The 14,328-nt window shown below is 42.6% G+C and carries 11 protein-coding genes; 8 read left to right on the forward strand and 3 right to left on the reverse strand.

The features are described from left to right. Positions 1-568: 568 nt before the first annotated feature. Positions 569-2,863, reverse strand: a complete 2,295-nt coding sequence (locus NYE58_RS15590) for a pectate lyase family protein (protein WP_341002259.1) — start codon at positions 2,861-2,863, stop codon at positions 569-571. A gap of 167 nt (positions 2,864-3,030) precedes the next feature. Between NYE58_RS15590 and NYE58_RS15595 the strand changes: the two genes are divergently transcribed. After that, complete coding sequence (locus tag NYE58_RS15595) at positions 3,031-3,564, forward strand: ATP-binding cassette domain-containing protein (RefSeq protein WP_341002260.1); 534 nt, start codon at positions 3,031-3,033, stop codon at positions 3,562-3,564. Positions 3,565-3,614: 50 nt separating this feature from the next. After that, entirely contained in the window at positions 3,615-4,601 is a 987-nt protein-coding gene (locus NYE58_RS15600; protein ID WP_341002261.1) for an ATP-binding cassette domain-containing protein, read from the forward strand. A 2-nt stretch (positions 4,602-4,603) separates the two neighbouring features. Here the strand turns inward: NYE58_RS15600 and NYE58_RS15605 are convergent, their stop codons facing one another. Together NYE58_RS15605 and NYE58_RS15610 are read right to left on the reverse strand one after the other, a co-directional pair. Next, the gene (locus NYE58_RS15605) at positions 4,604-6,409 is read right to left on the reverse strand and encodes a cache domain-containing sensor histidine kinase (RefSeq protein ID WP_076275825.1); all 1,806 of its coding nucleotides are present in this window, start codon (positions 6,407-6,409) and stop codon (positions 4,604-4,606) included. 5 nt (positions 6,410-6,414) lie between these two features. Then, positions 6,415-8,043, reverse strand: a complete 1,629-nt coding sequence (locus NYE58_RS15610) for a response regulator transcription factor (protein WP_341002262.1) — start codon at positions 8,041-8,043, stop codon at positions 6,415-6,417. 262 nt (positions 8,044-8,305) lie between these two features. On the opposite strand from NYE58_RS15610, the gene NYE58_RS15615 reads away from it, so the two are divergent. The 6 genes from NYE58_RS15615 to NYE58_RS15640 all read left to right on the forward strand — a co-directional run bounded on the left by NYE58_RS15615 (position 8,306) and on the right by NYE58_RS15640 (position 14,246). Next, on the forward strand, positions 8,306-9,697 hold the full coding sequence (locus tag NYE58_RS15615) for an ABC transporter substrate-binding protein (RefSeq protein ID WP_076183515.1): 1,392 nt from the start codon (positions 8,306-8,308) through the stop codon (positions 9,695-9,697). Between the two features lie 81 nt (positions 9,698-9,778). Continuing rightward, a complete protein-coding gene (locus NYE58_RS15620; protein ID WP_428323518.1) occupies positions 9,779-10,675 on the forward strand; it encodes a carbohydrate ABC transporter permease in 897 nt (298 codons plus the stop codon). Between the two features lie 12 nt (positions 10,676-10,687). Continuing rightward, on the forward strand, positions 10,688-11,575 hold the full coding sequence (locus NYE58_RS15625; protein ID WP_341002263.1) for a carbohydrate ABC transporter permease: 888 nt from the start codon (positions 10,688-10,690) through the stop codon (positions 11,573-11,575). A gap of 58 nt (positions 11,576-11,633) precedes the next feature. Beyond that, on the forward strand, positions 11,634-12,551 hold the full coding sequence (locus tag NYE58_RS15630) for a dihydrodipicolinate synthase family protein (protein ID WP_341002264.1): 918 nt from the start codon (positions 11,634-11,636) through the stop codon (positions 12,549-12,551). An 8-nt stretch (positions 12,552-12,559) separates the two neighbouring features. After that, positions 12,560-13,246 carry an N-acetylmannosamine-6-phosphate 2-epimerase gene (locus NYE58_RS15635; protein WP_038570497.1) on the forward strand — a complete coding sequence of 229 codons (687 nt, stop codon included), beginning with the start codon at positions 12,560-12,562 and terminating at the stop codon, positions 13,244-13,246. 16 nt (positions 13,247-13,262) lie between these two features. After that, complete coding sequence (locus NYE58_RS15640; protein ID WP_341002265.1) at positions 13,263-14,246, forward strand: ROK family protein; 984 nt, start codon at positions 13,263-13,265, stop codon at positions 14,244-14,246. Positions 14,247-14,328: the final 82 nt, after the last annotated feature.

A 14,328-nucleotide genomic window follows, 5' to 3' on the forward strand; every position in this document is an offset into this window, starting at 1 on the left:
TTTCTCATGTTCCTCATGTTCCTCACGCTCTTAGCACTCCTAACGGACTGTATTGCAGCTATTTTGGCTTTTTGGACCATTTTGCTGAGTTTTCGGACTGTATAGCTCTTATTGGTCTAAATCCACACCCAAAATGAGCATATTGGGATGAATAGCTGCATCTGAGTCCGATAGCACTGCGAAATGCCCGGATTCTTCGAAATAAGGGCTGCTGAGTCCGAACCATCTGGCCTCGTAAATACTGCACTATAAACTGTAAAATCGTCGTCTGGCCTCGTAAATACTGCACTATAAACTGTAAAATCGTCGTCTGGCCTCGTAAATACTGCACTGTAAATTAAAATCGTCGTCTGACCTCGTAAATATTACACTCTAAACTGTAAAATCACTGTCTGAGCGTCTGAGCAATTTCGGCGGTACAAAAGTGGTGCTAATGTGGCGTTAATATGGCGCTAGTAGCACTAATATGTCGCTAATTTGGTGCAAAGGTGGCGCTAGTGTGACAACTAAGTTAGTAACTTTTCTCGTTGTTGTAATGGGATATGTGTTCAGTAATTAGTTAGTCGAGTTAGTTGCTATAATTTGTTTTCAACCATTCCTCGTTTGACCAGGACAATTTGCCTGCCCCTGAGCCGTCAACAGCGGTAAGTCTGGATTTTAGACTAGCTGGGTCATCTGAAGTGTAGCTGTAAGGTAGTGTTGTGAATCCGTTCCATGCAAATGCTTTAACGGCAGCGGGTGCAGGGGAGAGAGGGCTGTTCTTTGCTGTACTGTCTCCTCTGAATGTTGCTCCATCAAGTGAATAGATCGTATCTAAAGCTGCGATTGCACCCGTATATTTGCTATTATTTGCATCCGCTTGATTGTTGCGAAGAGGATAGACTACATCAATGATTACAGAACTTTCAAGTAATACAGCTCCTCCTTCTGTCGAGATGGCTCCGTTACTTGTAACCCCGAAATGATACCCCTTGCTTGAGATCGCTTTTTCCATAGCGGAGGTTAGACGTTTTTTAGCCAATCTGGTATCTTCGTTGTCCATTACAATGTTATAGGCATGCGCATTACCACTACGAAGGCGGGGCATGCGGTCTTGTATATCTTTATAGTAGTTGTGATGGAGCGTCACCGAAAGAAGCGCATTATCAGCTGCAAATTCTGTTGCGCCTATTAAATGGCCCTTTTTTTGACTAGCGGCAATCGCAATAATGTCGTCTTTACTTAGGCCAACTGAGCTGCTTCTTAAATAAGCGTACATGGGATAGGCAGCCTTGTCGGCTTCCATTGCATTAATTTGCTGAGTGACCCAGCTGTTTGCGTTTCTATCATCCCCTAAGAAGGATGACCATGAAATGGTGACGCCGTTGCTGCCTTTTTTAACATCGACAACTCCGTCATAAGATTTATTGAAGGTGCAGTGGTCGATCCATACGTTGTTGCTGTTTTCAATGGTGATGTAGTCCCAGTCGTTTTTATCGTAATTTCCTTTGGTTGCTTCATCCCATTCCCACAGCTCATCAAATTCAAGGTTGCGGATGATGACGTTAGAGCTTCTTTTAAAGGTAAAAGCGGCATGTTTAATGGTTGCACCCTTAGCAGAGAAAATGGTCAAACCGTCGAAGTTGTCTATAGTCACTTTGCTGACACCAGTCTCTATTAATACGGGATGTGTTAAAGCATTGTTATGAGCGCTAAATGGGGAGATCTTTGCTGCATCAGAAATTTCAATCCATCCCAGATCCAAGTCGTTCATAATTTCAATAACCTTTATTTTGGATCCTTTTCTCAGTGCAGTGGCAAGATCTTCTGCGGTATATACCTTTTTATAGAGTGGACTGGTTTCTTGGATATTTCCACCACCTGTTGTTCCTGTGGCAAACCCAGCCAAATCATATTCACTAACCTGAACCGGTGTCGACGTTGGTGAAGCAGTCGGTGTCGGTATAGCAGTAGACGTTGGTGAAGCAGTCGGTAATGGCGTAGCAGTAGGCGTTGGTGTAACAGTCGGAGTCGGTGAAGCAGTAGGTGTTGGTGAAGCAGTCGGTATCGGCGTAGCAGTCGGTATCGGCGTAGCAGTAGGTGTCGGTGAAGCAGTAGGCGTTGGTGAAGAAGTCGGTATCGGTGTAACAGTCGGAGTCGGTGAAGCAGTCGGTGTCGGTGTAACCGTCGGTGTCGGCGTAGCAGTTGGCGTTGGTGAAGCAGTCGGAGTCGGTATTGCAGTAGGTGTTGGTGTCGGTGTAGTGCCAATGGTGTCAGAAACGGTCACATTGTCGAACATCGTAATTGTCTTAAAGGTAACGAGCCCTGCTGCACCTTTTTTTAATTTGGAATCGGAAGCTGAGAGCTCCAGCGTATCATTTACATACATGTTGATGGTATTTCCGCTCATTTCGAGTTTTACATTATACCAAACTCCTGTTTGCAGAGCGTAAGGTTTGCTGGTCAAAGTTGTAGTAGATCCAGAAACCTTCTTTCTAATTTCCAGCATGCCATCATTATTATTATTATACAAAGAAGCTGCATAAAAATTATTTCCATCTATGTATCTGCCCGCAACATAAGTTCTGTTTGAGCCATTAAAATCAACTGCTTTTACATCCGCTTCCACAGTGTAATCGCTCCAGGCTGGATCACCTGCAGAAGTACGTCCTTCTTTTGTGGCAGACTGGTAATATACGCTGTTACCTTCGTCCTCAACAATAGTCCAATTCCCACTAGTGGATGTCCATAGATTATCGCCCTCTTCAAAGCGGTCTTGGAAGAAGGTAGAAGCACTTGCCGGATACACAATAAAAAGAGAAAAGAGCAGGGTAATGCACATAATAACACTAGCATTTTTCTTGAATGATTTTAGCAAACTCATTGTAATCCTCCTTATGTATTTATAAATTTATATTAATATAAATACATATATCGGAAATAAATATAAGTAATAATATGATTATAAAGTCCTTTTTTTAATTAGTGCTATAATAGCTTTTTGGGTATTCAACGATGAATTCTGATCTATACGAACTAGGAGTGATAGACTTGAGCGTAATCCGAATGGAGAACGTAACTAAGAAATATGAGAATACATTGATCTTTCGAGATATTTATTTTCGTGTGAGCAAGGGTGAACGTATTGGCTTAATCGGACGAAATGGAGCAGGTAAATCTACTGTTTTTAAGCTAATCATGGGAAAAGAGGAGCCAACGGCAGGAAAAGTAGAGTTAGATCCCAATGTGAATATCAGCTACTTCTCTCAATTTTCGGAGCTTTCCGGGTCTTTGTCTGTACAACAAGAGTTAGAACTTTGCTTCGAAGAGGTAGCACGCATTGAACAGGAGCTTAACCAAATAGGAGAACAGCTTGGGCAGGTGTCGGATGATGTCCAGATGAATGCACTTTTAGAGCGCCAAGCTGAGCTTTTTGAACAAATGGAGCATTTGGATGGCTGGAATGTATCTGTGGAAATCAATACGGTGCTGACTAAATTAGGATTCGATGAGAGATCGCGGCATCAACCTGTAGAGGAGTTATCCGGAGGCTGGAGGAACCGCGCGGCACTGGCTAAGTCTTAATTGAAGCGCCCGATGTTGTATTGCTCGATGAGCCTACTAATTTTTTGGATATGGAAGGGATCGTATGGTTGGAGCAGTGGCTGCACCGTTTCAATGGGGCGATGCTTCTGGTTTCTCATGATCGGCAATTTATTGACAGAGTGGTCACGCGGACGATAGAAATCGAGAACTATCATTTTCAGGAATATGAAGGCAATTATACGGATTACGTTCGTAAAAAGAAGATGCGTAAAAAAGTGCTCGATCGGCAATTTGAGTGGGAAGAAGAACTTCTCATTATGGAGTCCGAGGCCATTGAAAACCGTGGTAGTAAGAAGTCTTCTAAGGACCGTCTATCCCGTAAGCTAACGGATATGAAAAAACGAGTGGAACCTCATCCAGTTAACGTATTAATCACTGATATTTATAGTAATTTACGTTTTCCTGACAAGCTGGGGGAAGTGAGGCGGATTGGACAAATTTATGATGGCCGCTCCATTTTCCAGAACATTAGCTTCGATATTCAAAAGGAAGACCGGATAGCTATCGTGGGTCCGAACGGCAGCGGAAAATCGACACTAATCAAAGTACTGACTGGACAAGAAGCACCGGAATCGGGGGAAGTGACTTGGGAACGCGGGGTCGGTTATGCGCACTTTAATCAGATGTGGGATGAGCTGGATCATAAAGATACCGTCAGCCATGCCGTAAATGTTTATGGACTGGGACTGGACGCACCGCGGAAAAAGGTGAATAAATTTCTAGCGATGCTGCAATTCTCGGAAATGGATCTGAGTAAAACGATTGGCAGCCTTTCAGGCGGACAGCAGGCCAGAGTGGCTTTAGCGAAATGCCTTCTCTCCGGAGCTGCTGTCATTATTTTAGATGAGCCCACTAACCATTTGGATTTAACCAGTATTCAGGTGATGGAGCAGGCGTTGATTCATTTTCCTGGCGCTGTAGTAACAGTTAGTCATGATCGGTTTTTTATTGATAAAATAGCGACGAAAATGCTTACCTTTGATCCTGAATTAGGCATTACTGAGCAAAATGTCTAGGATTACGCGGGAAGTCGGATGATCACTGTCGTTCCTTCACCTACGTGACTGGAAATTTCAATTCCATATTTTTCGCCAAAATGAAATTGAATGCGATCATGAACATTTTTAATGCCAATATGTTCTTCATCTAAGGTATCTGAGGGTTGAGAGAGACGGAAACGCAGCTGCTTAAGTTTCTCTTCCTCGATGCCAATGCCGTTATCTTTAACGATAATCAGCATATCCTCCCCCGATATCACCGAGGATACCTCAAGCAGACCTGGTTCACTGCGGCTTTCTAGGCCGTGTACGATAGCATTCTCTACGATGGGCTGCAAGGAGAAGTGCATGACCTTAACGATTTCGCATTGCGGATCTAGCTGCTCCATGTACTGTAATTTATCCCCAAAACGCAACTGCTGAATCTTCACATATAGCCGGACATGCTCAAGTTCTTCGCGCAGGGTAACGGTGATTTTCCCAGTCTGGATATGAATCCGAAACAATCTGCCCACGATCCCCACCATCTCGCCAATCTCTCTTTGTCCATTGATGATGGCTTTCATTTGAATAGATTCAAGGACATTTGCCAGGAAATGCGGATTGATTTGGCTTTTGAGCGCACCATACTGGGCTACTTTTTGTTGAGCCTTGGCCATCGAAGATCGCTCAATATAGTTTTGCAAATCTTTAACCATCTTACGAATTCCATTATATAGAACCCCAAATTCATCTTGACGATTACTGTACAAATCCACATCGAAATTCCCCATCCCCACCAGCTTCACCTTCCGACTTAACAGAATAATAGGTTTGGTTACGCGTTCCGAGAGGATATACATAAATAAGAGTGCAGTGACAAGCGATAAGAGCGCCAAGGTTAAAATGATTTTGCCAAGAAAAGAAGCCTGCTTAGTCATCTCTTTTTCATCAATATATTGAATGACCTTCCAGTTGGAGTAAGGAGAAGTAACAAAATTAATGTACGAATCCTTGTCATCAAAAGTACCATATAAGCTCCCGGCGTCATTGTTCATAAAAGTGTTAAGCGCCTGTTTGTCGATAGGGACTGGCTCTAAAGGACTCGTCTCCAATGAATCTGAGCTGTAAACGTTGCCCCCCTTATCGTCTAAAATAATAAATTTCCGCTTGCTATTCTCGGACAGCTTTAAGATTTCCCGTAATGAATCCAGCCGGATATCGATTAACATGACACCTAAGGGCTGCTTGCTTCCTTTTTTATTAATGACTCTGGCGATGGAGATGACGGATTGTTTGGAATTGGTGCGATAGAAGGGGAGATGACTTCCAAACAGGATTACGCCCCCCTTTTTTTGCTGCGTCTGTAAATACCAATCCTCTTGGGTGTAGTCCTTCACATCATAATCCGCACGATTGAAATTGGCGGAGTAGAATACACGTGACCCCGCGAAAATCTGCACACTGTCGACATTTTTAATCGTCATTTCAATCCCGCTGATGAACTGTTCAATCGTGTTTCCATACTGAATACTTAGATCATTCCCGATATTATCTTTGTTGATAGTCCAATGCTCGAGAGCGGTTTGTAATTGACTATCTACTTGGGCATTAAGGGTCCCTTTTTCAATACTTTGCAGATACTGGTCGATGTTGAAAGAAAGATTATTAAGGATGAGATTAGAGCTGCTTTGATATTCATTTTTGACGGCTTGATTTGAAAAAATATAGATAATCGCGGATATAATCAGCAAAGGAATGGTAATGGTCAGGATCATCAGCACAAAAATCTGCCGATTAACATGCCGCATCCGATAGCGTTTTTTTGGCTGGTTTATTTGCATCATTTTACTTACCACCCCGATTGTTTTCTATAGTCTGATGGGGTCATGTTGGTGAAGAGCCGGAACGTTTTAACGAAATGCTTATAGCTCTTGTAACCACACATTGTGCAGACATCGGTCACTAGAATTTCCGGTTTTTTTAAGCATTCCTGCGCGTATTCCATACGGATTTCGGTTACAAATCGCATATAGTTCTTATCGAGTTTTCTTTTGAACAGACGGCTTAAATAAGAAGGGTTATAGAAGAAGCGATCCGCTACCATTTGTAGAGTAATATCTTGATCAATATTAGCTCTAATGAAGGATTTAATATGTTCAAAGATAATCACATCCTGCTGATGGTTATCCGTCAGACCTTCGGTATATATGTTCCCCAGATGAACCATCCAATTCCCCAGCCACTCGAACATGACCTCAAGGGAGTGAAAATCCTCAACAAAAGTAAGGTTTAATAGTTTATCGCTGTACACACCATCCCTATGAATGTGGTTTTTATTAGCGAAGCGGATAATGACACTTATGATTTCTTGTACATATGCAAGCCATAGATCAGGTGAAGGGCCATCTGCTTTATGCAAAATATCTTGTGCCAATCGTTGCATTAATTGTAGAATCTCTTGTTTATTGGCATTTTCGATGCAGGAGATTATTCGTTTCTTATCGTTGTCATCTAGTTGAATAAGTGTTGGTTTAGTAGCTGTGGCGCCTGCCTTTATAGAAGAGATATGGAATATATTCCGTTCATTCTGATAGAAACGTTGATATAACAGCTTTTCAGACTCGTGAAGTAATGAAGTGATTTGAGACAGTTCGTTCGTCACTGTACCTATGGCAAGATAAAGGGCAAGATGATGTTCTAACGTAAGCTTGTTCAAATACTGATCGAGTTCAGTAAGTACTTGGGTCTCAAAAGGGACAATGCTCGTTGCAGTCTGTGATCCCATGACTATTAGCCCGTATAGTTTGGATTTAGCAGCATATGTAAAAATAGATCGTGGCAGACTTGCCGGGAGATAGGCCTCCGTTGCAAGATGTATGAACTTAGTCGCCTGTTCTCGCATCCACCTTGTGGATGGTGAAGGTGTATCTCTGATAGGGAAACCTGCCAAAACAAAAGGGAGATACAGATAATGTTTACTTTTGAAACCACATAATTCAGCGATTAAATTAGTGTCAATTGCAGGTTGTTCTTCTTCGAGTAGTAGCTTTATAAGCTGTGAGCCTTCCAGAGTAGAACGTTTCCTTTGTTCTTGTTGTTTAAGTTGCAGCTTGTTCATGCATTCTTGAATCACGGTTAGGCTTTCTTCATATTCCAGGGGTTTGAGTAAAAAAGCATGCACACTCCCAAGTTTGATGGCTCGTTGAGCGTATTCGAAATCATTAAATCCTGTCAAAATAATAAACAAAGTATCAGGAAGGAATTGGCGAAGCTCTTCTATCATCTGAAGACCATCCATTTCGGGCATGCGAATATCAGTGATCACTAAATCTGGCTGCTCACGTAGTGCGGTAGCGACGCCTTCTTTTCCATTCTCCGCTTCAACAATACTCTGAACACCAAGCTCCTGCCACGAAAAGTAATGTTTTAATCCCGTCCGTATTAACGGTTCATCCTCTACAATCATAAGCTTGTACATGAAATCCCTCCGGAAGACTAGATTTATAGTGGATTTTTCAACAACGATATCATCAAATGTAAGTTATAAGCTAAAAATTAAAATAATTATAGGTGAAATATGTAATGTATTATAACATTGAAGAGGGGCTGAAAGAAGGTATAGGTCAGAATACGACCCTAAATGTAAAAGGAGTGGGATTCTCCTGAATTTATAATTGATTTATGATTAGCGCAAGGAATGAGAAAGCATTCTATTCCACAAAAATAATAGGGGGTAGCACATGAGAGCAATGAAAAAAGGGCTAATGAGCATTGTTGGTGTCGCACTTTTAGGTACACAGTTAGTTGCATGCGGAAATACGAATACAGCGAATTCCGCCAATGAACCAAGTAATAATACTGATAAGAGTGAGCCCGCGGCCACTGAGACTGCTGCTAAACCAGTAGAAATAACATGGTGGAATTTTCCGAGCTTTCAAGCTTTAGATGGTGAAGTTGGCAAATATGAGAAGGAAATCATTGCAGCTTTTAATGAGAAGAATCCGGAAATTAAAGTCAACCTTGAGATGATCACCTTTGAAGGCGGCCCTGAAAAACTGAATGTGGCAATTGCTTCGAATACCGCACCTGATGTAATTTATGATGCTCCTGGACGGATTATTGACTGGGGTAAAAAGGACTTATTAGCACCTCTTAATGATATGGTGACCGATGAAGTGAAAAATGATATTTCGGAAGCCTTTTGGAAACAGTCTAGTGTTGGCGAAGAGATCTTTATGTATCCGATCAATACAGCTCCTTTTATGATGGCGGTAAACAAGACCGTTTTTGAGAAGATTGGCGCGCTAGATTTGCTTCCTCTGGATAAGGAAGACCGAACTTGGACGTTTGAAGAATATAAGAAAGCGCTGGAAGCTGTTAAAGAAAAAGCACCTGATGTTATTCCTACCGGATTCTTCGCGAAGAGCCAGGCTGGAGATCAAGGAACTCGTGCATATCTTGCTAACTTAGGTGTATCCAGATTTCTAAATGAAGATAATTCCGCAGTCGCTATCAATACTGATAATGCTGCGAAAGCGTTGGATTGGATCGTTCAAGCTACAAAAGATAAACTTAGCGTTTCTGGTGCGGCTTCCCTTGCGGCTGCTGACGTGAACGACTTATTTTTACAAGGGAAATTAGCCTTTACACTCAACTATTCTGCAGTACTTAAAGCTCAGAACGTATCTAAAAAAATGGTTGAATTCGAAGATGTTCTGCTTCCATTCCCAACTTTAGATGGATCGGAACCTAAGCTTGAACCTTACCTCGGCGGTATGGCTGTATTCAATAATGGTGATGAAGCTAAGATTGCAGCTTCTAAGAAGCTGATTGATTTTATTGCTAATGATCCTGTATGGGGGAAGAAAAACTTGATTCAAACAGGTGGTTTGTCTGTTCGTAATTCGATTACAGGCCTCTATGATGATGCAGAGTACAAATACGCTGAGTATGCTCGTAAATTCACAACAGATGCACCTACCATTGCCGATGGATATGCTGATATTCGTACTTTCTGGTTCCCTGAATTACAACGTGCTTTAACTGGAGGAGCAACCGGTAAAGAAGCTTTGGACAGCTTTGCTGCAAAAGCAAACGAAGCGATTACGAAAGCAAAGGCTGCAATGAAATAAAAAAAGTGAATGGTGTCCAAAAGAATAGAGTGCGGGAAGCACTCTTTTCTTTTTAAATCATCGAAGAAATGGGGAAGGACTGTGGGGACAACGGTTCGCAAAATAAAAGGTTATGTGATTCGCGACTGGATGATGAGTTATCTCTTTTTAGTGCCGGCATTTGGGTTTTTCCTGCTTTTTGTAGCTTATCCGATGGTGAAAGGGGTCTATATTAGTTTCTTTGATTACTCCTTGAGAGATTTCAGCTTTATTGGCCTCGATAATTATATCTCTTTAATAAAAGATGATAACTTCAGGAAGTCGATGGGAAATACATTATTGCTTGTACTCATCACCGTACCCATCGTTATTATTTTCTCGTTATTTATCTCTATGAATATTTATAAGAAAAAAGAGTTTGCCAGATCGTTTTTCCGCGGAGTGTTCTATTTGCCGGCTGTATCCTCGGTCGTAAGCATCACAGTCGTTTGGGGCTGGATCTATCATCCGAACTATGGGATTCTAAATTATTTGACCAGCTTTTTGGGAATGGAGCCTATATCCTGGTTAGGAGATACGAGGACTGCACTGCTTGCTATTATCGTGGTTCTGATAACGACCTCTGTAGGGCAGCCGATCATTTTATATGTGGCATCTATTGGGAACATTCCTACTTCTTACATAGAAGCAGCTGAGATTGATCGAGCGACGCCTTGGCAGATTTTCAGGAAAATATTATGGCCAATGCTAATGCCAACGAACTTATATATTATCGTGATTACCACGATCAACACCTTTCAATGTTTTGCACTAATTCAGTTGCTCACCTCGGGTGGACCTGTGTATAGCACATCGACTGTTATGTATGGCGTTTACGAACAAGCCTTTATGCTCGGTCATTTTGGATATGCCTCGGCGATGGGTGTCATCCTTGCGATTGTGATCGGGATCATTTCTATCATTCAATTCAAATACTTTGGCAGTGATGTTGAGTATTAAGGAGGGGACATCATGAATTCTACGAATCCGTTAGAACTGAGAGCACCTATTGGCCAATCTAAGAAAGTAAGCAAATGGAAAAAAGAATTGACGATTCCAAAAATATTAGCGACCATCCTGTTGATTCTAGCAACGTTGTTTTTTATCTTCCCTTTTTATTGGGTGGTTTCAGGGGCATTTAAGCTTCAGACTGTGGCAACAACGATCCCCCCGGAATGGTTTCCGGCTAAGCCGACTCTGCAAAACTGGACCGAGTTATTTAAGAATCCCGTTGAGCGCTGGATGTTTAACAGTTTCATCATTGCTTTTTGTGAAATGGCAGCGATTTGTATCGTTTCTTCCTGTGCTGGATATGTGCTTGCCAAAAAGTCTTTTCCTGGCCGAGGGATTATCTTTACGTTGTTTGTTGCCGCTATGGCATTGCCTAAGCAAGTTATTCTTGTCCCGCTGTTTACGATGCTTGCAGATTTTGGGTGGGTCAACACGTATAAAGGGCTTATTTTACCGGCGATTGGCTGGCCATTTGGAGTCTTCCTAATGAAGCAGTTCGCGCAGACGATTCCAGGAGAATTAATTGAAGCAGCCAAAATAGATGGCAGCTCTGAGATTCGTTTGTTCGGAACCATCATTTTACCTTTGTTAAAGCCTGCAATAGGGGCACTGGCAATCTTTACTTTCATCACTTCTTGGAATGATTATTTCAGTCAGCTGATCATGACCAGATCGACTTCAATGATGACATTACCACTTGGGGTAGCGACTCTTCGGGGTGAATTCACAACAAACTATGGATTGCTTATGGCGGGTGCTGCGTTAGCCTCTATTCCTATGATTGCAATTTTTCTAATGTTCCAAAAAGCCTTTACCCAAGGGATTACTATGGGGGCTGTAAAAGGATAACTGTTCCTATAACAACGAAAATTAATAGTAATGAATTAAACGATGGAGGCTGTAATTTATGAAATCATATGATCTTGAATCCTTTAAAGGCATTATTATTGCTATGTACTCCAGTTATGATGCTGAGAGGGAAATCGATAAAGAAGCAGCCCGAAAATTAGCTCGTCATTATGCTTCTACGGGAGTAAAAGGTCTTTATGTTGGCGGAAGCTCTGGCGAAGGTATGCTGCAATCTGTAGAAGAACGCAAACAAATGCTCGAGGCAGTTATAGCAGAGGTTGGAAAAGAGCTTACAATCATTGCTCACGTGGGTGCCCCATCTACAAGAGACAGTGTTGAACTAGCTATCCATGCTGAGAAAGTTGGCGCACATGCCGTATCGGCTGTTCCAGCGATCTATTATCGTCTGTCACCGGACAGTGTTGAAAGTCATTGGCAGGCGATTATTGATAGTACGGCGCTTCCATTTATTATCTATCACATCCCGCAAACTACAGGCTTTCAATTATCGAAAAGCTTGCTGATTAAGATGGCAGCTCAGGATAAAGTAATCGGGGTGAAAATTTCGGCGGAGAGCACGTTTGAGCTTCAGCAATTTAAAGCCGCAGGCGGGAAGAACTTTCTAGTCTTAAATGGACCAGATGAGCAGTATTTGGCGGGCCGCAGTATTGGGGCAGATGGCGGGATTGGTGGAACTTATGGGGTGATGCCCGAGTTATTCCTAAAAGTGGAACAATGTTATGTGCAAGGAGAGATGGCTGAGGCGCAGAAATGGCAGTTTATCGTCAATGATCTCATTGTTGAATTGCTATCCTTTCCTTCATTATATGGTGCGTGTAAAGCGATCCTTAGTGTGCGCGGATTTGAAACAGGTCAGCCAAGAATGCCGCTTTTACCGATTAAGGATTCCGATCAGGAGCGGGTGGAAGCTCTGAACAATAGAATATTAGATTATATTCTTGAAGCGAAGGGATAGGGTTAATAATGACTCGAATAAGTGATATCTTTCCGGTGAAAGGTCTGATTGTTTCCTGTCAGGCACTTGAGCATGAGCCGCTTCATGGTGGGGATACAATGGCTAAAATGGCAAGAGCAGCGGTTCAATCAGGAGCTATAGGAATCCGGACAAATGGTGTTCCAGATATTGTAGCTATCAAAAAAGAAGTAAATGTACCGGTCATTGGACTTATTAAACGGGATATTCCCGGATCAGCCATATTTATAACACCAACCTTAGATGAAGTGAAGGCGATTGTTTCTGCAAAAGCAGAGATTGTTGCGCTTGATGTAACGAATCGGGAAGAACGCTTAGAGTCAGTAAAGCCATTAATAGAATATGCACATCTGAGAGGTGTGCTGGTTATGGCGGATATTTCGACATTTGAGGAAGGGCTTGCCGCTGAGAAATTAGGTGTGGATTTCATCGGTACCACGCTTTCAGGCTACACCCCATACAGTACACAGCAGGAAGGACCGGACCTTGTCTTAATTCAACAATTAAGCAAATTAGTGAACATTCCTGTTGTTGCGGAAGGACGGATATGGACACCGGAAGACGCAGCAAAAGCTAAGAATGCGGGGGCATCCTATGTTGTTGTAGGAAGTGCAATTACTAGGCCACAATTGATCACTTCGAGATATGTTAAGGCCGTGAGCAATTTCAATGACTGACGGAGGTGAGTCCGCGATGGAAGGGTATGATCCTCATATAGAATATGCGATCGGAGTAGATATTGGCGGCACGAAAATTAATGCCGGACTCGTCTCTTCACAAGGGGACGTTTTACATACTGTAAGCCTAAGCACATTGACTGGACAGACGAAAACAATGGATCGTATTATACTAGCTATTCAGACATTAATGGATGAAATAACAGCACAACAAGCGGGAATTCAGCTCCAAGGAATTGGCGTAGGATCGGCAGGGCAAATGGATTGGGAGGCGGGGCGTATCCGCTCCGCTTCGGAGCTTATTCCTGGCTATGCTGGCACAGCTTTGAAGGATTTGCTTCAAACACAGTTTCAACTTCCGGTAATCGTTGATAATGACGTGAATGTATTAGCAATAACAGAGAAATATTTAGGTTCAGGCAAAGAGGTAAAAGATTTTATCTGTCTTGCCCTTGGTACGGGCGTGGGTGGAGCGATAGTCGTAGACGGCCATCTTGTCCACGGTTCTTGGGGTGGGGCTGGAGAGTTAGGCCATATGTCCGTAGATTTCAAAGGCCCTGCATGCGTTTGTGGTGGAACAGGCTGCTTGGAGCAGTATGCTTCAGGCACAAGTATCGCACGTCGCATGCGCGACAAGCTTTTATTACATAACCAGTCCCCAGAGAATGTAGACTCACGGGAAGTGATAGCGAGATGGCGGGCAGGTGACTCTCTGGCTACAGAGTTAATGGAAGACACGATTGCTGCGCTCGGATCCGCGATTGCTTCATTAATCCATATTTTTAACCCTAAAGTCATCGTCATTGGCGGTGGAGTTGCTGAAGCAGGCGAACTTTTGTTTGAAGACATTAGAAGGGAAGTAAAGGGCAGAGTAATGCCATCGATGCTGGAAAATGTTCGTATTGAAGCAGCCTATTATGGTAATTTATGTGGAATGATCGGTGCGGGGCTGCAGATGTGGGAGTATAGTCCCGATAAAGTAAAGAGAGCAGAGCTATAAGGGGCTATTCACCATCTATCTGTATAGAAAGCCATGGAGCAATACGTAGAAGCGAGTTTAATTGTACATCGTACAACTATAT

Origin of the sequence: Paenibacillus sp. FSL L8-0708, assembly GCF_038009325.1 — a bacterium.
Classification (GTDB): Bacteria; Bacillota; Bacilli; order Paenibacillales; family Paenibacillaceae; genus Paenibacillus_AQ; species Paenibacillus_AQ odorifer.

Excerpts from the sequence above, each read along its gene's own strand:
- NYE58_RS15590 (WP_341002259.1), bottom strand. The coding sequence starts at position 2,863 with ATGAGTTTGCTAAAATCATTCAAGAAAAATGCTAGTGTTATTATGTGC.
- NYE58_RS15600 (WP_341002261.1), top strand. The coding sequence starts at position 3,615 with ATGGAAGGGATCGTATGGTTGGAGCAGTGGCTGCACCGTTTCAATGGG.
- NYE58_RS15605 (WP_076275825.1), bottom strand. The coding sequence starts at position 6,409 with ATGATGCAAATAAACCAGCCAAAAAAACGCTATCGGATGCGGCATGTT.
- NYE58_RS15610 (WP_341002262.1), bottom strand. The coding sequence starts at position 8,043 with ATGTACAAGCTTATGATTGTAGAGGATGAACCGTTAATACGGACGGGA.
- NYE58_RS15615 (WP_076183515.1), top strand. The coding sequence starts at position 8,306 with ATGAGAGCAATGAAAAAAGGGCTAATGAGCATTGTTGGTGTCGCACTT.
- NYE58_RS15625 (WP_341002263.1), top strand. The coding sequence starts at position 10,688 with ATGAATTCTACGAATCCGTTAGAACTGAGAGCACCTATTGGCCAATCT.
- NYE58_RS15630 (WP_341002264.1), top strand. The coding sequence starts at position 11,634 with ATGAAATCATATGATCTTGAATCCTTTAAAGGCATTATTATTGCTATG.
- NYE58_RS15635 (WP_038570497.1), top strand. The coding sequence starts at position 12,560 with ATGACTCGAATAAGTGATATCTTTCCGGTGAAAGGTCTGATTGTTTCC.
- NYE58_RS15640 (WP_341002265.1), top strand. The coding sequence starts at position 13,263 with ATGGAAGGGTATGATCCTCATATAGAATATGCGATCGGAGTAGATATT.